The sequence below is a fragment of the Pseudomonas salicis genome (assembly GCF_057128705.1).
This window is the reverse complement of sequence record NZ_JBSKHU010000006.1, coordinates 382,979-405,936: the sequence shown is the minus strand read 5'-3', so window position 1 is coordinate 405,936 and position 22,958 is coordinate 382,979. Positions and strand designations below refer to the sequence as shown.

General features: G+C 56.1%; 22 protein-coding genes. 18 read left to right on the top strand and 4 right to left on the bottom strand.

Features of this window, described 5'->3' with window-relative positions; genetic code table 11:
- Nucleotides 1-89 precede the first annotated feature (89 nt).
- The 4 genes from gyrB to dnaA are packed head-to-tail and all read right to left on the bottom strand — an operon-like array spanning nt 90 to nt 6,304.
- Complete coding sequence (gyrB, locus tag ACWKWE_RS23285; RefSeq protein ID WP_483851906.1) at nt 90-2,507, bottom strand: DNA topoisomerase (ATP-hydrolyzing) subunit B; 2,418 nt, start codon at nt 2,505-2,507, stop codon at nt 90-92.
- Between the two features lie 4 nt (nt 2,508-2,511).
- Nucleotides 2,512-3,615 carry a DNA replication/repair protein RecF gene (gene recF / locus ACWKWE_RS23280; RefSeq protein WP_341961078.1) on the bottom strand — a complete coding sequence of 368 codons (1,104 nt, stop codon included), beginning with the start codon at nt 3,613-3,615 and terminating at the stop codon, nt 2,512-2,514.
- Nucleotides 3,616-3,629: 14 nt separating this feature from the next.
- Nucleotides 3,630-4,733 carry a DNA polymerase III subunit beta gene (gene dnaN, locus ACWKWE_RS23275; protein ID WP_166593932.1) on the bottom strand — a complete coding sequence of 368 codons (1,104 nt, stop codon included), beginning with the start codon at nt 4,731-4,733 and terminating at the stop codon, nt 3,630-3,632.
- Between the two features lie 35 nt (nt 4,734-4,768).
- Nucleotides 4,769-6,304 carry a chromosomal replication initiator protein DnaA gene (gene dnaA, locus ACWKWE_RS23270; RefSeq protein WP_483851821.1) on the bottom strand — a complete coding sequence of 512 codons (1,536 nt, stop codon included), beginning with the start codon at nt 6,302-6,304 and terminating at the stop codon, nt 4,769-4,771.
- A gap of 586 nt (nt 6,305-6,890) precedes the next feature.
- Here dnaA and rpmH point away from each other — a divergent pair.
- The 18 genes from rpmH to ACWKWE_RS23180 all read left to right on the top strand — a co-directional run bounded on the left by rpmH (nt 6,891) and on the right by ACWKWE_RS23180 (nt 22,838).
- On the top strand, nt 6,891-7,025 hold the full coding sequence (rpmH, locus tag ACWKWE_RS23265) for a 50S ribosomal protein L34 (protein WP_002551315.1): 135 nt from the start codon (nt 6,891-6,893) through the stop codon (nt 7,023-7,025).
- Nucleotides 7,026-7,041: 16 nt separating this feature from the next.
- Complete coding sequence (rnpA, locus tag ACWKWE_RS23260) at nt 7,042-7,443, top strand: ribonuclease P protein component (RefSeq protein ID WP_166593934.1); 402 nt, start codon at nt 7,042-7,044, stop codon at nt 7,441-7,443.
- Nucleotides 7,436-7,681: a membrane protein insertion efficiency factor YidD gene (gene yidD, locus ACWKWE_RS23255; protein WP_166593935.1), complete on the top strand. Its 246-nt coding sequence runs from the start codon at nt 7,436-7,438 to the stop codon at nt 7,679-7,681. The genes rnpA and yidD overlap by 8 nt, the downstream gene beginning before the upstream one ends.
- 2 nt (nt 7,682-7,683) lie before the next feature.
- On the top strand, nt 7,684-9,363 hold the full coding sequence (gene yidC, locus ACWKWE_RS23250; protein ID WP_166593936.1) for a membrane protein insertase YidC: 1,680 nt from the start codon (nt 7,684-7,686) through the stop codon (nt 9,361-9,363).
- Nucleotides 9,364-9,441: 78 nt separating this feature from the next.
- Entirely contained in the window at nt 9,442-10,812 is a 1,371-nt protein-coding gene (gene mnmE, locus ACWKWE_RS23245) for a tRNA uridine-5-carboxymethylaminomethyl(34) synthesis GTPase MnmE (RefSeq protein WP_483851905.1), read from the top strand.
- Between the two features lie 525 nt (nt 10,813-11,337).
- Nucleotides 11,338-13,236: a tRNA uridine-5-carboxymethylaminomethyl(34) synthesis enzyme MnmG gene (mnmG, locus tag ACWKWE_RS23240; protein ID WP_483851820.1), complete on the top strand. Its 1,899-nt coding sequence runs from the start codon at nt 11,338-11,340 to the stop codon at nt 13,234-13,236.
- Nucleotides 13,237-13,241: 5 nt separating this feature from the next.
- Nucleotides 13,242-13,877 (top strand): 16S rRNA (guanine(527)-N(7))-methyltransferase RsmG, encoded by a 636-nt coding sequence (gene rsmG, locus ACWKWE_RS23235; RefSeq protein WP_178115701.1) that lies wholly within the window; start codon nt 13,242-13,244, stop codon nt 13,875-13,877.
- Nucleotides 13,878-13,895: 18 nt separating this feature from the next.
- Nucleotides 13,896-14,693, top strand: a complete 798-nt coding sequence (locus ACWKWE_RS23230; protein WP_166593939.1) for a ParA family protein — start codon at nt 13,896-13,898, stop codon at nt 14,691-14,693.
- Between the two features lie 9 nt (nt 14,694-14,702).
- The gene (locus tag ACWKWE_RS23225; protein WP_166593940.1) at nt 14,703-15,575 is read left to right on the top strand and encodes a ParB/RepB/Spo0J family partition protein; all 873 of its coding nucleotides are present in this window, start codon (nt 14,703-14,705) and stop codon (nt 15,573-15,575) included.
- Between the two features lie 146 nt (nt 15,576-15,721).
- Nucleotides 15,722-16,129, top strand: coding sequence for a F0F1 ATP synthase subunit I (locus tag ACWKWE_RS23220; RefSeq protein WP_166593941.1), 408 nt, complete (start codon nt 15,722-15,724; stop codon nt 16,127-16,129).
- Between the two features lie 16 nt (nt 16,130-16,145).
- Nucleotides 16,146-17,015 (top strand): F0F1 ATP synthase subunit A, encoded by an 870-nt coding sequence (gene atpB, locus ACWKWE_RS23215; RefSeq protein WP_081564624.1) that lies wholly within the window; start codon nt 16,146-16,148, stop codon nt 17,013-17,015.
- A 136-nt stretch (nt 17,016-17,151) separates the two neighbouring features.
- On the top strand, nt 17,152-17,409 hold the full coding sequence (atpE, locus tag ACWKWE_RS23210; protein WP_002555987.1) for a F0F1 ATP synthase subunit C: 258 nt from the start codon (nt 17,152-17,154) through the stop codon (nt 17,407-17,409).
- A 57-nt stretch (nt 17,410-17,466) separates the two neighbouring features.
- A complete protein-coding gene (locus tag ACWKWE_RS23205; RefSeq protein WP_166593942.1) occupies nt 17,467-17,937 on the top strand; it encodes a F0F1 ATP synthase subunit B in 471 nt (156 codons plus the stop codon).
- A 12-nt stretch (nt 17,938-17,949) separates the two neighbouring features.
- Nucleotides 17,950-18,486, top strand: coding sequence for a F0F1 ATP synthase subunit delta (locus ACWKWE_RS23200; protein ID WP_166593943.1), 537 nt, complete (start codon nt 17,950-17,952; stop codon nt 18,484-18,486).
- A 21-nt stretch (nt 18,487-18,507) separates the two neighbouring features.
- Nucleotides 18,508-20,052 (top strand): F0F1 ATP synthase subunit alpha, encoded by a 1,545-nt coding sequence (atpA, locus tag ACWKWE_RS23195; RefSeq protein ID WP_108236322.1) that lies wholly within the window; start codon nt 18,508-18,510, stop codon nt 20,050-20,052.
- 50 nt (nt 20,053-20,102) lie between these two features.
- Nucleotides 20,103-20,963, top strand: a complete 861-nt coding sequence (gene atpG / locus ACWKWE_RS23190; RefSeq protein WP_110951681.1) for a F0F1 ATP synthase subunit gamma — start codon at nt 20,103-20,105, stop codon at nt 20,961-20,963.
- Between the two features lie 28 nt (nt 20,964-20,991).
- Nucleotides 20,992-22,368 carry a F0F1 ATP synthase subunit beta gene (atpD, locus tag ACWKWE_RS23185; protein ID WP_166593945.1) on the top strand — a complete coding sequence of 459 codons (1,377 nt, stop codon included), beginning with the start codon at nt 20,992-20,994 and terminating at the stop codon, nt 22,366-22,368.
- A gap of 44 nt (nt 22,369-22,412) precedes the next feature.
- Nucleotides 22,413-22,838 carry a F0F1 ATP synthase subunit epsilon gene (locus ACWKWE_RS23180; protein WP_043192055.1) on the top strand — a complete coding sequence of 142 codons (426 nt, stop codon included), beginning with the start codon at nt 22,413-22,415 and terminating at the stop codon, nt 22,836-22,838.
- The last annotated feature ends 120 nt before the right edge of the window (nt 22,839-22,958 follow it).

Here is a 22,958-nt window from a genome sequence, read left to right as displayed (position 1 = left end):
AAAACCCCAACACAAGGCCGGGGTTTTTCTTTAGATGGCGACAGCAATACGCCCACTTGCGACACTGAATGTGCCCATCGACAACAGCGTTAGAAATCGAGATTCGACACAGCCAGCGCGTTAGCTTCAATGAAGTCACGGCGAGGCTCTACAGCGTCGCCCATCAACGTGTTGAAAATCTGGTCGGCTGCGATTGCATCTTCGATGGTGACTTTCAGCATACGGCGGACGGTCGGGTCCATCGTAGTTTCCCACAGCTGATCCGGGTTCATCTCACCCAGACCTTTGTATCGCTGAATGGTGTGACGCTTTGTGCTTTCCGCCATCAACCAAGCCAAGGCTTCCTTGAACTCGGTGACAGGCTTCTTACGCTCGCCACGTTGTACGTAAGCACCTTCCTCAAGCAGCGTGCTGATCTGCACGCCTAAGGCTGTAACGGTCTTGTAATCGTTACTGCCGAAGAAGTCGCGGTTGAACGTGACGTAGTTGGAAAGACCGTGGGAGATCAGCTCGACTTCTGGCAGCCAGACATTACGCTCGCGGTCTTCACGCAAGCTCGCCTTGTAGACCAAGCCAGACTTTTCACCGACACGCAGGCGCTCATCAAACTTCGCCAGCCAATCCTGCATGGCGGCATGGTCAGAAAGCTGATCCATCGACACGGGTGGCAGGTAGACGAAGTGCTCGGTCAGTTCCTGCGGATACAGACGCGACAGACGCTTGAGCGTCTTCATCACCATACGGAAATCGTTGACCAGTTTTTCCAGCGCAGGACCGGAAATGCCAGGGGCCGATTCACTCAGGTGCAGGCTCGCATCTTCAAGAGCCGACTGAGTCATGTACTCTTCCATGGCCTCGTCATCTTTGATGTATTGCTCTTGCTTGCCTTTCTTCACTTTGTAGAGAGGCGGCTGAGCGATGTAGATATAACCACGCTCGACCAGTTCCGGCAGTTGGCGGAAGAAGAAAGTGAGCAACAGCGTACGGATGTGCGAACCGTCAACGTCGGCATCGGTCATGATGATGATGTTGTGATAACGCAGCTTGTCGATGTTGTACTCTTCGCGACCAATGCCACAGCCCAACGCCGTGATCAAAGTGCCAACTTCCTGCGAGGAAATCATCTTGTCGAAGCGGGCTTTTTCAACGTTCAGAATCTTGCCTTTGAGTGGCAAAATTGCCTGAGTCTTACGATTACGCCCCTGCTTGGCCGAGCCGCCAGCAGAGTCACCTTCCACGAGGTACAGCTCGGAGAGGGCAGGGTCTTTCTCTTGGCAATCAGCGAGTTTGCCTGGCAAGCCAGCGATGTCCAGCGCGCCTTTGCGGCGGGTCATCTCACGCGCTTTACGCGCAGCTTCACGAGCACGCGCAGCGTCGATCATCTTGCCGACAACAGCCTTGGCTTCATTCGGGTTTTCCAGCAGGAAGTCGGAGAAGTATTTACCCATCTCCTGTTCCACAGCCGTTTTAACCTCAGACGAAACCAGCTTGTCCTTGGTTTGCGAACTGAATTTTGGATCAGGCACTTTGACCGAAATGATGGCGGTCAGACCTTCACGTGCGTCGTCGCCAGTGGTCGCAACCTTGTGCTTCTTCGCGAGGCCTTCCTGCTCAATGTAATTGTTCAGGTTACGCGTCAGTGCGGAACGGAAGCCCACGAGGTGAGTGCCGCCATCACGCTGGGGAATATTGTTGGTAAAGCAGAGCAGGTTTTCGTTGAAGCTGTCATTCCACTGCAACGCGATCTCGACGCCCACACCATCATCACGCTGGATGTTGAAGTGGAACACTTGGTTGACTGGCGTTTTGTTGGTATTGAGATATTCAACAAAGGCACGCAGACCACCTTCGTACTTGAACAACTCTTCCTTGCCACTGCGCTCATCCTTCAAAACGATACCAACGCCGGAGTTCAGGAACGAGAGTTCACGAATCCGTTTGGCCAGGATGTCCCAGCTGAAGTGAATATTCTTGAAAGTCTCGGCCGACGGTTTGAAGTGGATCTCGGTACCCGTCGAATCGCTATCGCCAACGATTTTCATCGGCTCTTGAGGCACGCCATGGACGTAGGTCTGCTCCCAGATCTTTCCGCTGCGGCGAACGGTGAGATTCAGCACTTCGGACAGTGCGTTAACGACCGATACCCCGACGCCGTGCAGACCGCCGGATACCTTGTAAGAGTTGTCATCAAACTTACCGCCTGCGTGCAGCACAGTCATGATGACCTCGGCAGCCGACACGCCTTCTTCTTTATGCACATCGACCGGAATGCCGCGACCGTTGTCGCGTACCGTAATGGACTCATCCGGGTGGATGATGATGCTAATGTCGTCGCAATGGCCAGCCAGCGCTTCGTCAATAGAGTTATCCACGACTTCAAACACCATGTGGTGAAGGCCGCTACCATCGTCCGTATCGCCGATGTACATACCGGGACGCTTGCGCACGGCATCGAGTCCTTTTAGCACCTTGATGCTGGACGAGTCGTACGTTTGATTTTCGCTCATGCATTCACTCCCGATGGTCGTGGGTCTGGGTGATACTGCCGTGTTCCACGTGGAACAAAGCAACTGGCGTTTCCGTCTGCCAGCCTTCCCTCAACAATTCATGATCTACACAGGTGATAAAAACCTGGCAGCGTAATTCTTCCAGCAAGCGACACAACGCGCTGCGGTGATGCTCGTCGAGCTCTGAAGGCAGATCGTCGACGAGGTAAATACATTGGCCACGTCGGGCCTGGCTTACGAGATGTCCCTGCGCGATACGCAACGCGCACACCACCAGCTTTTGCTGGCCGCGCGAGAGAATATCGGCTGCGTTATGGCCACCTAGCCTGAGCCGCAAATCCGCGCGTTGCGGACCTGCCTGGGTGTGGCCCATTTGCTGATCGCGGTGTAGGGAAGAGGCGAGCACTGTGCTCAAGTCTTTTTCTTTATCCCAACCGCGGTAGTAACTCAGGGTCAAACCTTCAAGCTGAACCAACTCGCTCAAAGTTTGCTCGAAGACGGGTTTCAGAGCTTTGATATAGGCCCGCCGAAACTCATCGATTTCGTCGCTGGCTAAACACAGCTCACGGTCCCAGGCAGCCTGCGAAGCGCCGTCAAGTGTACCATGCCGAAGCCACGAGTTCCGCTGCCTCAACGCCTTCTGTAAACGCTGCCAAGTGGCCATGAAACGAGGTTCCACGTGGAACACTCCCCAGTCGAGGAACTGCCGACGGATCTTCGGAGCCCCTTCAAGAAGACGGAAACTGTCTGGGTTGATCAACTGGAGTGGAAGCGTCTCCGCTAACTGGGCAGCGCTTTTGGCGTTTTGACCATCGATACGAATCTGAAACTCGCCCTGACGGTCACGGGAAATGCCCAAATTACTGTGGCCCCCTTCAGCGAGTTCAACCTGACCGAATACCGTACAGGCAGGTTGTTCGTACTGAATGACTGGCTGCAATCGAGCGCTGCGAAACGAGCGGGCAAGCCCGAGCAGATGTATGGCTTCCAGGACACTGGTTTTCCCACTGCCATTGGCACCATAAAGAATGTTGATTCGGGGAGAAGGGGAGAAGGTCACCGGGTGCAGATTGCGCACCCCGGTGACCGAGACGCGACTGAGAGACATCGAGTGGCAGCTGGTTACAGGCGCATCGGCATGACGACGTATGCAGAATCATCGTTGCCGGATTCTTGCACCAGTGCACTGCTATTGGAGTCGGACAGAATGAGGCGCACTTGTTCGGTGGTCATGACACCGAGAACGTCGAGCAGATAACTCACGTTAAAACCGATTTCCAGCGAGCCGCCGTTGTAATCGACGCTGATCTCTTCCTCTGCTTCTTCCTGCTCAGGGTTGTTCGCTTGAATCTTGAGTTGACCGCTGGCGAGTTGCAGGCGGATACCACGGTACTTCTCGTTGGAAAGAATCGCCGTACGGCTGAACGCTTCACGCAGCGCCTGGCGATCACCGACCACCAACTTGTCGCCGCCTTTGGGCAGAACGCGCTCATAGTCAGGAAATTTGCCGTCAACCAGTTTGGACGTGAACGTGAATTCACCCGTCGTCGCACGGATGTGATGCTGACCCAACACGATGCTGACCAGACCATCCTGCTCGGTAAGCAGACGCGCCAGCTCAAGGATACCCTTGCGCGGGACGATCACTTGATGACGATCAGCCTGCTCGATTTCTGCGGCCATGGAACACATCGCCAAACGGTGCCCGTCAGTGGCAACAGCGCGCAAGACGCCAGACTGAACCTCGATCAGCATCCCGTTGAGGTAGTAACGGACGTCCTGTTGAGCCATTGCAAAACTGGTGCGCTCAATCAGGCGGCGGAGTTTGCTCTGCACCAGGTTGAACGTCAGCGAGCCTGGACCTTCCTCGACTGTCGGGAAATCATTCGCCGGCAAAGTGGACAGCGTGAAACGGCTGCGACCCGCCTTGACGACCAGCTTCTGCTCGTCGACCTTAATATCGATCAGTGCGTCGTTGGGCAAGCTCTTGCAGATGTCCATCAGCTTGCGCGCAGGCACAGTAATTTCACCCGGCTCTGCCGGCTCTTCCAACTGCACGCGACCGACCAGCTCGACTTCCAGGTCGGTACCGGTCAGGGACAACTGCTGGCCTTCGACAACCAACAACACGTTAGACAGAACCGGCAAGGTCTGGCGGCGTTCGACAACGCCGGCGACCAGTTGCAGGGGTTTCAACAGGGCTTCGCGTTGAATGGTGAAATGCATGGTCTAGTCCCTTGCCTTGATAAGCTGCGCTGGCATTACGTAGTCAGCGTGCGCAGCAGGTTCTTGTAGTCCTCGCGGATGTCCGCATCGGATTCTTTAAGTTCGTTGATCTTGCGGCAGGCGTGCAGCACCGTGGTGTGGTCCCGACCGCCGAACACATCGCCAATCTCTGGCAAGCTGTGGTTCGTCAGCTCCTTGGACAACGCCATCGCTACCTGACGCGGCCGCGCGACCGACCTGGAACGCCGTTTAGACAACAGGTCGGATATCTTGATCTTGTAGTACTCAGCGACGGTGCGCTGAATGTTATCCACACTCACAAGCTTGTCTTGCAACGCCAGCAGGTCCTTGAGCGATTCACGAATCAGCTCAATGGTGATATCACGGCCCATGAAGTGCGAGTGAGCGATGACACGCTTCAGCGCGCCTTCCAGCTCACGTACGTTTGAGCGGATACGCTGGGCAATGAAGAATGCGGCATCGTGAGGCAGGTCGACCTTCGCCTGATCCGCTTTTTTCATCAGGATCGCGACGCGTGTTTCGAGCTCGGGTGGCTCGACGGCCACGGTCAAGCCCCAGCCAAAGCGCGACTTGAGACGTTCTTCAAGACCTTCGATCTCTTTGGGATAACGGTCACTGGTGAGAATGACCTGCTGTCCGCCTTCCAACAGTGCGTTGAAGGTGTGGAAAAACTCTTCCTGCGAACGCTCCTTACGGGCAAAAAACTGAATGTCGTCGATGAGCAATGCGTCGACCGAGCGATAGAAACGCTTGAACTCGTTGATCGCGTTCAGCTGCAACGCCTTGACCATGTCAGCCACGAAACGCTCAGAGTGCAGGTATACGACTTTGGCATTCGGATTCTTCTTGAGCAGGTGGTTACCCACAGCGTGCATCAAGTGCGTCTTACCGAGACCAACCCCTCCATAAAGGAAGAGCGGGTTGTAGCCATGCTTGGGATTGTCCGCTACCTGCCAGGCCGCAGCGCGGGCCAGCTGGTTGGATTTACCTTCAACGAAATTCTCGAACGTAAACGTACGGTTCAGATAGCTCGTGTGCTTTAACGCACCCTCGACCTGAACATTACGCTGCTCGGCCCTGGCAGGCGCCTGCTGAGAACTCGCGCCTGCCATGGGGTCAAAACTGGCACGTGATGGCTCGTCGTCCACCTCCAGTATCGCCTGCACAACGGGCGAAGGCGCTGACATGGGTTCGGCAACAGGCTGCTGGACGGGTGCAGCAGTGCTACCCGAGTTCTGAGCGGCCTGAGACGCTGCTGCTGCGGCCGCCAGTGGAGCATTCGGCGCGGCACGAGGCGCTGAACTCCGTTTGCTGCCTATTAATAAAGAAAGCGCAGGTGCAATACCTGGGCCTTTTTCACCCAAGAGTTCGAGCATACGGCCCAGGTATTTTTCATTCACCCAGTCGAGCACGAACCGGTTAGGCGCATAGACACGCAACTCGTCGCCCTCGGCTTCGACCTGTAGTGGACGGATCCAGGTGTTGAATTGCTGGGCAGGCAGCTCATCGCGCAAAAGCTCCACGCACTGCTGCCAAAGTTCCACTGACACGGATATCCCCTAAGTTTCGAAAGCCGGTGAGGCAAAAACAAGCGCCCATTGTACCCAGCCCCAGCCGACTTATCCACATGTGGCAGGCTGACAGGCATCTCAAAATCAAGATCTTATGGTTATGAAAGAGGGGCCGGTATCTGTGCATAAGCCCTGTGGATAACGATAAATGAGCTCTTTGCATAACGTGGACTGAAAATCTGTGGACAACCACCCTGTGGATAAATGCGGGTTTCGCGCACAGGTTTTCCGAGGGCGCAGCACAGGCGGAGCACGGTTTTTCGACAGACTTTCATTTCTCTGTACAGCACACATAACCTGGCTTTCAGAATCTTATCCACAGATACATCGACCCCTAGCTCTTATAAGCTTTACAGAGAAGCTTTAAATACTTTCCTTCTTTATTTCTATCTCTAATCCTTCGCGCTCTCCGAGAAGCCTTGCCCAAGGCGCTGAAAATCCATCCATGAAGTAAATGCACGAAACGCTGGTTGGAAATTGACCTGCGAGCTTGCTTTCTCTAGAATCCCCGCTCTCTTAAAACGGGGTCATTCCGGCCCGTTGTGGACGAACCAGGTAACACACCATGAAACGTACTTTCCAACCGAGCACCATCAAGCGCGCCCGCACCCACGGTTTCCGTGCTCGTATGGCTACCAAAAACGGCCGTGCAGTTCTGTCGCGTCGTCGCGCCAAAGGCCGTAAGCGTCTGGCAGTTTGATTAATCGGCACAGGTGGTGAGTCAGGACTTCAGTCGGGAAAAGCGTTTGCTGACACCCCGGCATTTCAAGGCAGTCTTTGACTCCCCCGCCGGCAAGGTTCCGGGGAAAAATCTCCTGCTCCTTGTGCGCAACAACGACCTGGATCACGCCCGCTTGGGTTTGGTGATCGGTAAGAAGAGCGTCAAGCTTTCCGTTGAGCGCAATCGTTTGAAACGCCTGATGCGCGAATCGTTTCGTCTCCACCAGGACAACCTGGCTGGATGGGATATCGTAGTTGTCGCGCGTAAAGGCTTGGGTGACATTGAAAACCCCGAATTGATTCAGCATTTCGGCAAGCTCTGGAAACGTCTGGCGCGCAGCCGACCCACTCCAGAAGTCAAAACCGAAACTGCGGGGGTAGACAGTCCAGATGCGTAAACTGGCGCTCGCTTCGATCCAGTTTTACCGCTACGCCATTAGTCCGCTGATGGCCAGAAACTGTCGTTTCTACCCCAGTTGCTCCTGCTATGCGTACGAAGCCATTGAACATCATGGCCTGGTACGCGGCGGCTGGCTGACCTTACGCCGTTTAGGCCGCTGTCATCCTTGGAATCCCGGTGGTTTCGACCCGGTTCCATCAGCTCCCACCTCCCGTTCCTCTTCGATGGCCGAGTAATCATGGATATTAAACGCACGATCCTGATCGTCGCCCTGGCAATCGTGACCTATGTCGGTGTCCTGAAATGGAACCAGGACTATGGTCAGGCTGCTTTGCCGACTCAGAATGTTGCCGCCAACACCAACACATCCGCGCTCCCTGACACCCCACAAGGTACAGCTGCTGCCAATGCAGACGTTCCAAGTGCAACAGGTGAAGTAGCCGCGCCTGTCGAGACGCCGGTTGTCGCCAGTAAAGACCTGATTCAGGTCAAAACCGATGTGTTGAATCTGGAAATCGACCCGGTGGGCGGTGATGTGGTGCAACTTCGCTTGCCACTTTATCCTCGTCGTCAAGACCACCCAGAGATTCCATTCCAGCTGTTCGACAACGGTGGCGAGCGTACTTTTCTTGCGCAAAGCGGTCTGACGGGTGCAAACGGCCCTGACGCACGCGCGGGTGGTCGTCCGGTCTACTCGGCCACACAGAAAAGCTTCCAACTGGCTGATGGTCAGAATGATCTGGTCGTCGACCTGAAATTCAGCGATGCCGGCGTCAATTACATCAAGCGTTTCACATTCAAACGCGGCTTATACGACCTGACCGTCAGCTACTTGATCGACAACCAGAGCGCTCAGCCCTGGAACGGCAACCTGTTCGCTCAGCTGAAGCGCGATGCCAGTGCCGACCCTTCGTCGACCACTGCGACCGGTACTGCCACGTACTTGGGTGCGGCGATGTGGACACCTTCGGAGCCTTACAAAAAGGTTTCAATGAAGGACATCGACAAAGGCTCTGTAAAAGACACCGTTCAGGGTGGCTGGGTGGCCTGGTTGCAGCACTATTTCGTGACCGCATGGATTCCGAACAAGGCTGACAGCAACACCGTGACCACCCGTAAAGACAGTGCTGGCAACTACATTATTGGCTTCACCGGTCCTGCGGTGACGATCGCACCGGGTGCCAAGGCCGAAACAACGACCACGCTGTATGCGGGTCCGAAGAGCCAGGCTGTTCTGAAAGAGTTGTCCCCAGGTCTGGAACTGACGGTCGATTACGGCATTCTGTGGTTCATTGCCCAGCCAATCTTCTGGCTGCTGCAACATATCCACAGCATTGTGGGTAACTGGGGTTGGTCCATCATCTTCCTCACCATGCTGATCAAAGGGCTTTTCTTCCCTCTGTCTGCCGCCAGCTACAAGTCGATGGCGCGCATGCGTGCCGTAGCGCCGCGTCTGGCTGCTCTGAAAGAGCAACATGGCGATGACCGTCAGAAGCTTTCGCAGTCGATGATGGAGTTGTACAAGAAAGAGAAGATCAACCCGTTGGGTGGATGCTTGCCAATTCTTGTCCAGATGCCGGTGTTCCTGTCGCTGTACTGGGTATTGCTGGAAAGCGTCGAGATGCGTCAAGCGCCTTGGCTGCTGTGGATAACCGACCTGTCGATCAAGGATCCGTTCTTTATCCTGCCGATCATCATGGGCGCGACCATGTTCATCCAGCAGCGTCTGAACCCTACACCTCCGGACCCGATGCAAGCCAAGGTGATGAAGCTGATGCCGATCATCTTCACCTTCTTCTTCCTGTGGTTCCCGGCAGGCCTGGTGCTGTACTGGGTGGTGAACAACACCCTGTCCATCACTCAACAGTGGTACATCACGCGTAACATCGAGGCCAAGGCCAAGAAAGCCGCTGCTTGATCTACCCTGTGAATAAGTAATGCATAACGCCCCCTCGTGGGGCGTTTTGCTATCCGTCAGTTATTCAGGAGCCGGACCATGAATGCCCCTCGTGAAACCATCGCCGCCATTGCCACTGCTCAAGGTCGGGGAGGCGTTGGGATTGTGCGTATCTCCGGCCCGTTGGCGAGTGCGGCGGCGCAGGCCATCGTCGGCAAGCAACTGCTGCCACGGCACGCTCATTACGGCCCATTTCAGGATGAACACGGTCAGATCATCGATGAAGGCATCGCCCTGTATTTCCAGGGTCCGAACTCCTTTACCGGCGAAGATGTGCTGGAACTGCAAGGCCACGGCGGCCCGATCGTGCTCGATATGCTGCTGCAGCGCTGTGTACAACTCGGTAGTCGCCTGGCCCGCCCGGGAGAATTCAGCGAACGTGCATTTCTCAACGACAAACTCGACCTCGCTCAAGCCGAGGCCATTGCTGACCTGATCGAAGCGAGTTCTGCACAAGCGGCCCGAAATGCGCTGCGTTCGTTACAAGGTGCATTTTCCCAACGTGTGCATAGCCTTACAGAGAAGCTCATCAAGCTGCGTATCTACGTTGAAGCCGCGATCGACTTCCCCGAAGAGGAGATCGACTTCCTTGCGGATGGCCATGTGCTCAGCATGCTTGATGACGTTCGCGAACAGTTGTCCACAGTGCAGCGTGAGGCCAATCAAGGCGCGCTGTTACGCGATGGTATGACTGTGGTAATCGCTGGCCGTCCGAACGCTGGAAAATCCAGCCTGCTGAATGCGCTGGCCGGTCGTGAGGCTGCAATCGTTACAGAGGTCGCAGGCACCACGCGAGATGTGCTTCGCGAACATATCCACATTGATGGGATGCCACTTCACGTCGTTGACACTGCGGGGCTCCGCGATACCGACGACCAAGTAGAGAGGATAGGTGTCGAACGAGCCTTGAAAGCGATTGGTGAGGCCGATCGCATCTTGCTCGTGGTTGATGCCACTGCGCCTGAGGCCGTGAACCCGTTTGCACTGTGGCCAGAATTTCTTGATGAGCGCCCTGATCCTGCCAACGTCACATTGATCCGGAACAAAACCGATATCAGCGGAGACATCGTAGGGCTACAGATGAGCGCCGACGGCCACGTCACGATCAACCTGAGTGCCAAGGCCGGCGGAGAGGGCCTTGAACTGCTGCGCGAGCACCTGAAAGCCTGCATGGGTTATCAACAGACCTCTGAAAGCAGCTTCAGCGCCCGTCGGCGTCATCTGGAAGCGCTGCACAAGGCCAGCGCCTCCCTCGAACACGGTCGTTCACAGCTGACACTGGCGGGCGCCGGTGAGTTGCTGGCTGAAGATTTGCGACTGGCGCAGCAGTTCCTGGGCGAGATTACAGGCGCGTTCAGCTCAGATGATCTGCTGGGACGCATCTTTTCCAGCTTCTGCATCGGTAAATAACGCCTCCGCTTGTCCACAGGCGGACCCTTTTCCGCGGTCTGCCTGTTTTTTCCCTTCACATTCTTTCCATCCGCACCGTTCAGGCCGTCGGATCGCTTTCGTGCGTCTGCTTTTTAACCGCGAAACCACTAAGAAATGCGAAATGAGCCCTGTGCATAACCGCCATTCAGCTCAGTTGATAAGTTGGCCTTTGACCTGAGGATAATCCCCCCTGTGGGTAACAGACCATTTAATCCACAGGCTTAAACGGGTTATCCAACGCGCTCATTGCTACCTGATCACAGAGTTTTGATTCTCTGTACAGCAAGTAGAATGTGGGCTGTATGAATCTATCCACAGAAAGGCGGTCCACTAAACATAAACATAAAAACAAAGCTTTTATAAATTTCTCTTCTTTTTATTTTTTTATCTGCCATTCATCCACAGTTGGTTAAATTTTGTGCAAAAGGTTCCTTTCAGGGGGGCGAAGTCCCTATACTTGCCGCCAATTTCCTATTCCCCCCATTAACAGGCACGAGGTGCGTGGTGGATTTCCCTTCCCGTTTTGAAGTGATCGTCATCGGCGGCGGTCATGCCGGTACCGAGGCAGCACTGGCGTCTGCTCGCATGGGTGCGAAAACCCTGCTGCTCACGCACAACGTGGAAACCCTCGGCCAAATGAGTTGCAACCCCGCTATTGGCGGCATTGGTAAAAGCCATCTGGTCAAGGAGATCGATGCGCTTGGCGGCGCAATGGCTACCGCCACTGATCTGGGCGGTATTCAATTTCGCGTTTTGAACAGTCGCAAAGGCCCAGCGGTGCGTGCAACACGTGCCCAGGCAGATCGCATCCTCTACAAGGCTGCCATCCGCGAGATCATTGAAAACCAGCCGAACCTGTGGATATTCCAGCAATCCTGCGACGACCTTATCGTCGAGCAGGATCAGGTGCGCGGTGTAGTCACACAGATGGGCCTGCGTTTCATGGCAGATTCCGTCGTGTTGACTACCGGAACCTTCCTCGGTGGACTTATCCACATTGGGTTGCAGAACTACTCAGGCGGCCGCGCCGGCGACCCTCCCTCAATCGCGTTGGCAAGGCGTCTTCGAGAATTGCCCTTACGCGTTGGCCGCTTGAAAACAGGTACACCGCCCCGCATCGATGGCCGGTCTGTTGATTTCTCCGTGATGACCGAGCAACCGGGAGACACGCCGATTCCGGTGATGTCGTTCGTGGGTTCGAAGGAACAGCATCCTCGCCAGGTCAGTTGCTGGATTACACACACCAACGCACGCACCCACGAAATCATCGCGGCCAACCTTGATCGCTCGCCGATGTATTCCGCTGCCGGTGAGATCGAAGGCGTCGGTCCTCGCTACTGCCCGTCGATTGAAGACAAGATTCACCGCTTTGCGGACAAGGAAAGCCATCAGGTCTTCATTGAGCCGGAAGGGTTGACTACCCACGAGCTGTATCCGAACGGCATCTCGACGTCTTTGCCTTTTGACGTGCAATTGCAGATCGTGCGATCGATTCGCGGGATGGAAAATGCCCACATCGTGCGTCCCGGGTACGCCATCGAGTACGACTACTTCGATCCGCGGGACCTGAAATACAGTCTGGAAACCAAGGTGATTGGTGGTCTGTTCTTCGCGGGTCAGATCAACGGCACTACCGGTTACGAAGAAGCCGGTGCGCAAGGTCTGCTCGCCGGCGCCAACGCTGCGCTGCGGGCCCAAGGCAAAGAAAGCTGGTGCCCTCGCCGCGATGAGGCCTACATTGGCGTGCTTGTGGATGATTTGATCACCCTTGGCACCCAGGAACCGTACCGGATGTTTACTTCCCGCGCCGAATACCGGCTGATCTTGCGGGAAGACAATGCCGATTTGCGCCTGACTGAAAAAGGTCGCGAGCTGGGCTTGGTCGATGATGCGCGTTGGGCAGCGTTCTGCGCCAAGCGCGAAGGCATCGAACTGGAAGAACAGCGCCTGAAATCCACCTGGATTCGACCAGGTACGGAACAGGGCGATGCGGTCTCGGCTCACTTCGGTACGCCGCTGACCCACGAATACAATCTGCTGAATCTGCTCAGCCGTCCGGAAGTGGACTACGCAAGCCTTGTAGCCATCACAGGCAATGGATCAATTGATCCACAGGTCGCTGAACAGGTTGAGATCAAGACCAAATATGCGGGATACATCGACCGCCAGCAGGATGAAATTGCACGTCTGCGCGCCAGTGAAGACACCAAGCTTCCAGCGGACATCGACTACACCGGCATTTCCGGGCTTTCGAAAGAAATTCAGAGCAAGCTGGGGATAACTCGTCCAGAGACCCTCGGCCAGGCATCCCGCATTCCGGGCGTTACTCCAGCAGCGATTTCATTGTTGATGATTCATTTGAAAAAACGCGGCGCGGGCCGTCAGTTGGAGCAAAGCGCTTGAGTTCTATGGTCACCCCGCAACACGCAGAAGAATTGACCCTCGGCGCCCGCGAGCTTGGCGTCGAGCTGACCGAAACCCAGCACACGCAGCTGCTGGGTTATCTGGCGCTGTTGATCAAATGGAACAAGGCGTACAACCTGACCGCCGTCCGTGATCCTGATGAAATGGTGTCCCGGCATTTGCTGGACAGTCTGAGCGTGGTGCCTTTCATCGAAGGAAACCGCCAGTTGGACGTCGGCAGCGGCGGAGGCATGCCAGGTATTCCGCTTGCGATCCTGTTCCCGGACATGAAAGTCACGTGCCTTGACAGCAACGGAAAGAAAACCCGGTTTCTTACCCAGGTCAAACTTGAGCTGAAGCTCGACAACCTGGAAGTTATCCACAGCCGCGCAGAAGCCTTCCAGCCAGACGTGCCGTTCACCGGGATCATCTCCCGCGCTTTCAGCAGCCTTGAAGACTTCACGCAGTGGACGCGGCACATGGGCGACACCGAAACACGCTGGCTGGCGATGAAAGGTCTGCATCCTGCGGACGAACTGGTAGCATTGCCCGCAGATTTTCATCTGGAAAGCGCGCAAGCCTTGGCCGTCCCCGGTTGCCAAGGTCAACGGCATCTGCTGATACTGCGCCGCACGGCATGACAGGGAACACACGCAATAATGGCTAAGGTATTCGCGATAGCGAACCAAAAAGGGGGTGTGGGTAAAACCACCACCTGCATCAACCTCGCAGCGTCGCTGGTCGCCACCAAGCGTCGGGTGCTGTTGATCGACCTCGATCCACAAGGCAACGCCACCATGGGCAGCGGTGTGGATAAGCACGCGCTGGAACATTCGGTCTACGATCTGCTGATCGGCGAATGTGATCTGAATCAGGCGATGCATTTTTCCGAGCACGGCGGCTATCAGCTTCTGCCGGCCAACCGTGACCTGACCGCCGCCGAAGTCGTTCTGCTGGAAATGCAGATGAAAGAGTCCCGTTTGCGCACCGCACTGGGACCGATTCGGGAAAACTACGATTACATCCTCATCGACTGCCCACCATCATTGTCGATGCTCACGCTCAACGCACTGGTTGCGGCCGATGGCGTGATCATTCCCATGCAGTGCGAATACTTTGCTTTGGAAGGTCTGAGCGACCTTGTGGATAACATCAAGCGCATCGCCGAATTGCTGAATCCACAGCTCAAAGTCGAAGGCCTGCTGAGGACGATGTATGACCCGCGCCTCAGCCTGATCAACGACGTTTCCGCGCAGTTGAAGGAACACTTCGGCGATCAGCTTTACGACACGGTGATCCCGCGCAACATCCGTTTGGCAGAAGCGCCGAGTTTCGGCATGCCGGCGCTGGCCTATGACAAGACATCCCGAGGCGCCTTGGCGTACCTGGCCCTGGCCGGCGAAATGGTTCGTCGTCAACGTCGCGGTACGTCACGCGCCGCAGCCCAGCCCACTTAAGGAAATCCCATGGCCGTCAAGAAACGAGGACTCGGGCGTGGGTTGGACGCACTTCTGAGCAGTCCTACCGTCAGCGCGCTGGAAGAACAGGCCGTCAAGGCTGATCAGCGTGAGCTGCAACACATTCCACTGGACCTGATTCAGCGCGGTAAGTACCAGCCGCGTCGGGACATGGACCCGCAAGCGCTGGAAGAACTGGCCAACTCGATCAAAGCGCAGGGTGTCATGCAGCCGATCGTGGTACGGCCGATCGCTGACAACCGCTACGAGATCATTGCCGGTGAACGCCGCTGGCGTGCCAGTCAGCAGGCCGGCGTGGACACCATTCCGGCGATGGTGCGCGATGTGCCGGATGAAGCCGCCATCGCCATGGCGCTCATCGAGAACATTCAGCGTGAAGACCTGAATCCGATCGAAGAGGCCATTGCACTGCAACGTCTGCAGCAGGAATTTCAACTGACCCAGCAGCAGGTGGCCGAGGCTGTGGGCAAGTCGCGCGTCAGCGTTGCCAACCTCCTGCGCCTGATCGCGCTGCCTGAGGTGATCAAGACCATGTTGTCCCATGGTGATCTGGAAATGGGTCATGCCCGTGCATTGTTGGGCTTGCCGGAAGAACGGCAGGTGGACGGGGCGCGACATGTTGTCGCACGCGGTCTTACCGTGCGCCAGACTGAGGCACTTGTGCGCCAGTGGTTGAGTGGTAAACAAGAGCCTGCCGCTCCCGCCAAAGCCGACCCGGATATCACGCGACTCGAACAGCGTCTGGCCGAGCGGCTAGGCTCTAACGTGCAGATTCGCCATGGGCAGAAGGGTAAAGGCCAGCTTGTGATTCGCTATAACTCGCTCGATGAGTTGCAGGGTGTCCTCGCCCACATTCGCTGAAACAAATAGTCCGTAGCGTGTAGTCGGAAATCACTACCCAGCAGTTGAATAGGGGCTGAACCGCCCCTATACTCTGCGCGCATTTTGTCGGCACAAATTATGCCAAGTTATTGATTTTGGCGGCTGGCATACGAGGAGCCCATGTGATGGAGACACGCACGCCAAACCGCTTGCCATTCCATCGCCTGGCTGTTTTCCCGGTACTGCTGGCTCAATTTATTTTCCTGTTACTGGCGGCGGTGACGCTTTGGCAGTGGCATGGAGTCGTAGCTGGGTATTCAGGGCTGTGCGGAGGCCTGATAGCGTGGCTGCCCAATTTGTACTTTGCTCATAAGGCATTTCGGTATTCCGGTGCCAGGGCAGCGCAAGCCATCGTTCGGTCGTTCTATGCCGGCGAGGCGGGCAAACTGATTTTCACGGCAGTGCTTTTTGCACTGACCTTCGCAGGTGTGAAGCCGCTGGCCCCGCTGGCGGTCTTCGGCGTGTTCATACTGACCCAGTTGGTCAGTTGGTTCGCACCCCTGCTAATGAGAACAAGACTTTTGAGACCTTAGGGCGTTTGAGGCAACCATGGCAGAGCAAACAGCTTCGGGCTATATCCAGCACCACTTGCAGAACTTGACCTTCGGTCATTTGCCTGACGGCACTTGGGGCTTCGCGCATTCCGCAGCAGAAGCAAAAGAAATGGGCTTTTGGGCTTTCCACCTCGATACTCTCGGCTGGTCGGTTGCTCTGGGTCTGATTTTCGTCCTGATTTTCCGCATGGCCGCCAAAAAGGCGACTTCTGGTCAACCAGGTGCACTGCAAAACTTCGTTGAAGTCCTGATCGAGTTCGTCGACGGCAGCGTCAAAGACAGCTTCCACGGTCGCAGCGCGGTCATCGCTCCGCTGGCACTGACCATTTTCGTCTGGGTATTCCTGATGAACGCGGTCGACCTGGTACCCGTTGACTGGATTCCACAGTTGGCCGTCATGATTTCCGGTGACCACCACATTCCGTTCCGCGCCGTGTCGACCACCGACCCGAACGCCACCATCGGTATGGCGCTGTCGGTCTTCGCACTGATCATTTTCTACAGCATCAAGGTCAAAGGCATCGGCGGTTTCATTGGCGAGCTGACACTTCACCCGTTCGGTAGCAAGAATGTTCTGGTTCAGGCGCTGTTGATTCCTGTGAACTTCCTGCTTGAATTCGTGACGCTGATCGCCAAACCGGTTTCTCTGGCCCTGCGTCTCTTCGGCAACATGTACGCTGGTGAACTGGTGTTCATCCTGATCGCGGTCATGTTCGGCAGCGGCTTGCTCTGGCTGAGCGGTCTGGGCGTGGTTCTGCAGTGGGCGTGGGCTGTATTCCACATCCTGATCATCACCCTGCAAGCGTTCATCTTCATGATGCTGACCATCGTCTACCTGTCGATGGCTCACGAAGATAACCATTAAGACTCGCCTGGCGAGTCTGATGATCCCCTCATTGCGGTGAGGGGGCGCCCGCAAGGGCGGATGTAAAAAACGATTTTGCTTTACCGCTTTAATCTAAAAAAACCTAACCAATACGACGTAAAAGTCGGGAGGAAAGATGGAAACTGTAGTTGGTCTAACTGCTATCGCTGTTGCACTGCTGATCGGCCTGGGCGCACTGGGTACTGCAATCGGTTTCGGCTTGCTGGGCGGTAAATTCCTGGAAGGCGCCGCGCGTCAACCAGAAATGGTTCCAATGCTGCAAGTTAAAATGTTCATCGTGGCTGGTCTGCTCGACGCCGTAACCATGATCGGTGTTGGTATCGCTCTGTTCTTCACTTTTGCGAACCCCTTCGTTGGTCAACTCGCTGGCTAATCGCTCGAATTTTCGAGTTGATTGGTGTGATGGACAACGAACGAGCGAGGTGTTGGCGTGAACATTAATGCAACCCTGATTGGCCAGTCCGTTGCGTTCTTCATTTTTGTGCTGTTCTGCATGAAGTTCGTGTGGCCTCCGGTCATCGCGGCTTTGCACGAACGTCAGAAGAAGATCGCGGATGGACTGGACGCTGCTACACGAGCAGCTCGCGACCTGGAGCTGGCCCAAGATAAAGCGGGTCAGCAACTGCGCGAAGCGAAAGCTCAGGCAGCTGAAATCATTGAGCAAGCCAAGAAACGCGGTAACCAGATTGTCGACGAAGCCCGTGAACAGGCCCGTGTCGATGCTGACCGCATCAAAGCTCAGGCTCAGGCCGAGATCGAGCAGGAACTGAACGGCGTCAAAGACGCGCTGCGCGCCCAACTGGGCAGCCTGGCAGTCAACGGCGCAGAGAAGATCCTGGGTGCCACAATCGATCAAAACGCGCACGCGGAGCTGGTTAACAAACTGGCAGCAGAAATTTAAGCGAGGGCGATCATGGCAGAACTGACCACGTTGGCCCGACCTTACGCTAAGGCAGCCTTCGAGCATGCCCAGGCCCACCAGCAACTGGCCAATTGGTCAGCCATGCTCGGCCTGGCTGCTGCAGTGTCGCAAGACGACACAATGCAGCGCCTGCTCAAGGCCCCGCGACTGACGAGCGCAGACAAGGCCGCCACTTTTATTGAAGTGTGCGGCGACAAGTTCGATGCCAAGGCACAGAATTTCATCCACGTCGTTGCTGAAAACGACCGTCTCCAGCTTCTGCCGGAGATCTCCGAACTGTTCGAGCTGTACAAGGCCGAGCAGGAAAAATCGGTAGATGTGGATGTCACCAGTGCTTTCGCATTGAACCAAGAACAGCAAGACAAACTCGCCAAGGTTCTCAGTGCACGGCTCGGCCGGGAAGTGCGCCTGCACGCTGCGGAGGATGCTGCCCTGATAGGTGGTGTCATCATCCGCGCCGGCGACCTGGTTATCGATGGCTCAGTTCGCGGCAAACTCGCGCAACTAGCCGAAGCATTGAAATCTTGAGTTTGAAGGGGCAGCAGAGCAATGCAGCAACTCAATCCTTCCGAAATAAGTGAAATCATCAAGGGCCGCATCGAGAAACTCGATGTAGCCTCCCAAGCCCGAAACGAAGGCACTGTCGTCAGCGTGTCTGACGGTATCGTGCGGATTCACGGTCTGGCCGACGCTATGTACGGCGAAATGATCGAGTTCCCGGGCGGCGTTTACGGTATGGCACTGAACCTGGAGCAAGACTCCGTGGGTGCGGTGGTACTGGGCGCTTACACATCGCTGGCTGAAGGCATGAGTGCCAAGTGCACCGGCCGCATCCTGGAAGTTCCGGTTGGTAAGGAACTGCTGGGTCGCGTTGTCGACGCACTGGGTAACCCGGTCGACGGCAAAGGCCCCCTGAACAACACCGAGACCGATGCGGTCGAGAAGGTTGCTCCGGGCGTTATCTGGCGTAAGTCGGTAGACCAGCCTGTACAGACTGGCTACAAGGCTGTCGATGCCATGATCCCTGTCGGCCGTGGCCAGCGTGAGCTGATCATCGGTGACCGTCAGATCGGTAAAACCGCTCTGGCGATCGACGCGATCATCAACCAGAAAGACAGCGGCATTTTTTGCGTATACGTAGCAGTTGGTCAGAAGCAATCGACCATCGCCAACGTTGTTCGCAAGCTGGAAGAAAACGGCGCTCTGGCCAACACGATCATCGTGGCTGCCAGTGCTTCCGAATCCCCTGCGCTGCAATTCCTGGCTCCGTATGCCGGTTGCACCATGGGCGAATTCTTCCGCGACCGTGGTGAAGACGCGCTGATCGTTTATGACGATCTGTCCAAGCAGGCTGTGGCTTATCGCCAGATTTCCCTGTTGCTGCGTCGTCCACCAGGACGTGAAGCTTACCCAGGCGACGTGTTCTATCTCCACTCACGTCTGCTGGAGCGCGCATCCCGCGTTTCGGAAGAATATGTAGAGAAGTTCACCAATGGCGCAGTGACCGGCAAAACCGGTTCGCTGACCGCATTGCCGATCATCGAAACCCAGGCTGGCGACGTTTCCGCGTTCGTTCCGACCAACGTGATTTCCATCACCGACGGTCAGATCTTCCTGGAATCGGCCATGTTCAACTCCGGCATCCGTCCGGCAGTGAACGCCGGTGTTTCGGTATCCCGTGTGGGTGGTGCCGCTCAGACCAAGATCATCAAGAAGCTGTCCGGTGGTATCCGTACCGCTCTGGCTCAGTACCGTGAACTGGCGGCATTCGCCCAGTTCGCTTCTGACCTGGACGAAGCGACCCGTAAGCAACTTGAGCATGGTCAGCGCGTTACCGAGCTGATGAAGCAGAAGCAATATGCGCCAATGTCGATCGCTGACATGTCGCTGTCGCTGTATGCCGCTGAGCGTGGGTTCCTGACCGACGTTGAAATCGCCAAAGTCGGCAGCTTCGAACAAGCGCTGATTGCTTACTTCAACCGCGATCACGCCGATTTGATGGCCAAGATCAACGTGAAGGGTGACTTCAATGACGAAATCGATTCTGGCCTGAAAGCCGGTATCGAGAAGTTCAAGGCCACCCAAACCTGGTAAGCCGCAGCGGGAGCCGCGAGGCTCCCGCTTGCTAACCTGATAGGTGTTACATGGCAGGCGCAAAAGAGATTCGCAGCAAGATTGCGAGCATCAAAAGCACGCAAAAGATCACCAGCGCCATGGAAAAAGTGGCGGTCAGCAAAATGCGCAAGGCTCAAATGCGCATGGCTGCTAGCCGTCCTTACGCGGAGCGCATCCGCCAGGTGATTGGTCATCTTGCCAACGCTAACCCGGAATACCGCCACCCGTTCATGATCGACCGTGAAGTCAAGCGCGTCGGTTATATCGTGGTAAGCAGTGACCGTGGTCTGTGCGGTGGCTTGAATACCAACCTGTTCAAGGCTTTGGTCAAGGACATGGCGAAGAACCGTGAAAACGGCGTAGAGATCGATCTGTGCGTGGTCGGCAGCAAAGGTGCGGCGTTTTTCCGCAACTTCGGCGGTAACGTCGTCGCTGCGATCAGCCACTTGGGCGAAGAGCCATCGATCAACGATTTGATCGGCAGCGTCAAGGTGATGCTGGATGCCTACCTGGAGGGCCGTATTGACCGCCTGTCCGTGGTATCCAACAAGTTCATCAACACCATGACTCAGCAACCAACGGTCGAGCAGTTGATTCCGTTGGTCGCCACCCAGGATCAAGAACTCAAGCACCACTGGGATTACCTGTACGAACCCGACGCTAAAGAGCTGCTGGACGGCTTGATGGTCCGTTACGTGGAGTCGCAGGTTTACCAGGCGGTGGTCGAGAACAACGCAGCTGAACAAGCCGCGCGGATGATCGCGATGAAGAACGCTACTGACAACGCCGGCGACCTGATCAGCGATTTGCAGCTGATCTACAACAAGGCACGTCAGGCAGCGATCACCCAAGAGATCTCGGAAATCGTCGGCGGCGCTGCCGCGGTTTAACGGTTCAAATATTCAGAGGATCCAGCTAATGAGTAGCGGACGTATCGTTCAAATCATCGGCGCCGTGATCGACGTGGAATTTCCACGCGACAGCGTACCGAGCATCTACAACGCGCTGAAAGTACAAGGCGCGGAAACCACCCTGGAAGTTCAGCAGCAGCTGGGCGACGGCGTGGTTCGTACCATTGCGATGGGTTCTACCGAAGGCTTGAAGCGCGGTCTGGACGTTATCGACAGCGGCGCAGCCATCTCCGTACCGGTCGGTAAAGGTACCCTGGGCCGTATCATGGACGTCCTGGGTAACCCGATCGACGAAGCGGGCCCGATCGAAGCTGACGAGCGTTGGGGCATTCACCGTCCAGCGCCTTCGTTCGCTGATCAGGCAGGCGGCAACGACCTGTTGGAAACCGGCATCAAGGTTATCGACCTGGTTTGCCCGTTCGCCAAGGGCGGTAAAGTCGGTCTGTTCGGTGGTGCCGGTGTCGGCAAGACCGTAAACATGATGGAACTGATCCGTAACATCGCCATCGAGCACAGCGGTTATTCCGTGTTCGCTGGTGTGGGTGAGCGTACCCGTGAGGGTAACGACTTCTACCACGAGATGAAGGACTCCAACGTTCTGGACAAAGTAGCCTTGGTATACGGCCAGATGAACGAGCCGCCGGGAAACCGTCTGCGCGTTGCTCTGACCGGCCTGACCATGGCCGAGAAGTTCCGTGACGAAGGTAACGACGTTCTGCTATTCGTCGACAACATCTACCGTTACACACTGGCCGGTACCGAAGTATCCGCACTGCTGGGCCGTATGCCTTCTGCAGTAGGTTACCAACCGACCCTGGCTGAAGAGATGGGCGTGCTGCAAGAGCGCATCACTTCGACCAAAGAAGGTTCGATCACGTCGATCCAGGCGGTATACGTACCAGCGGACGACTTGACCGACCCGTCGCCAGCGACCACTTTCGCCCACTTGGACGCCACCGTCGTTCTGTCCCGTGACATCGCTTCCCTGGGTATCTACCCGGCGGTTGACCCACTGGACTCGACTTCGCGCCAGCTGGACCCGAACGTTATCGGCCAGGACCACTACGACACCGCTCGCGGCGTCCAGTATGTTCTGCAGCGCTACAAAGAGCTGAAAGACATCATCGCGATCCTGGGTATGGACGAGCTGTCGGAAACCGACAAGCAGTTGGTATCCCGCGCTCGTAAGATTCAGCGCTTCCTGTCGCAGCCGTTCTTCGTGGCTGAAGTCTTCACCGGTGCTTCGGGTAAATACGTTTCCCTGAAAGACACCATTGCTGGCTTCAAAGGCATCCTCGCCGGTGAGTACGACCATCTGCCAGAACAAGCGTTCTACATGGTCGGCGGCATCGAAGAAGCGATCGAGAAAGCCAAGAAACTGTAATCCAGGCGCCCGGCAACGGGCGCTAATCAGGTTGAGGCAAGCAAATGGCTATGACAGTCCATTGCGATATCGTCAGCGCGGAAGGAGAGATTTTCTCCGGTCTGGTCGAGATGGTGATTGCACACGGTAACCTGGGTGATATCGGTATTGCTCCAGGTCACGCGCCGCTGATCACTGATCTGAAGCCGGGTCCTATCCGTCTGATCAAGCAGGGTGGAGAAGCCGAGGTGTTTTACATCTCCGGTGGTTTCCTTGAGGTTCAACCGAACATGGTCAAAGTGCTTGCCGATACCGTGCAACGCGCTGCCGACCTGGACGAAGCCTCTGCTCAGGAAGCCGTCAAGGCTGCCGAGAAAGCCCTGAATGAAAAAGGCGCAGATTTCGACTACGGATCTGCTGCTGCACGTCTGGCGGAAGCCGCAGCCCAGCTGCGTACCGTTCAGCAAATTCGCAAGAAGTTCGGCGGCTAAGGTCGGCGGCTCTCATGCGCGATTGAGTAAAAGGGTAGCCTCGGCTACCCTTTTTCTTTTTCGGCTCTTTCTCCTGAACCACCTGCCCGGCCAAGGCTGAGGCTAGTCCGCCTGGAATCC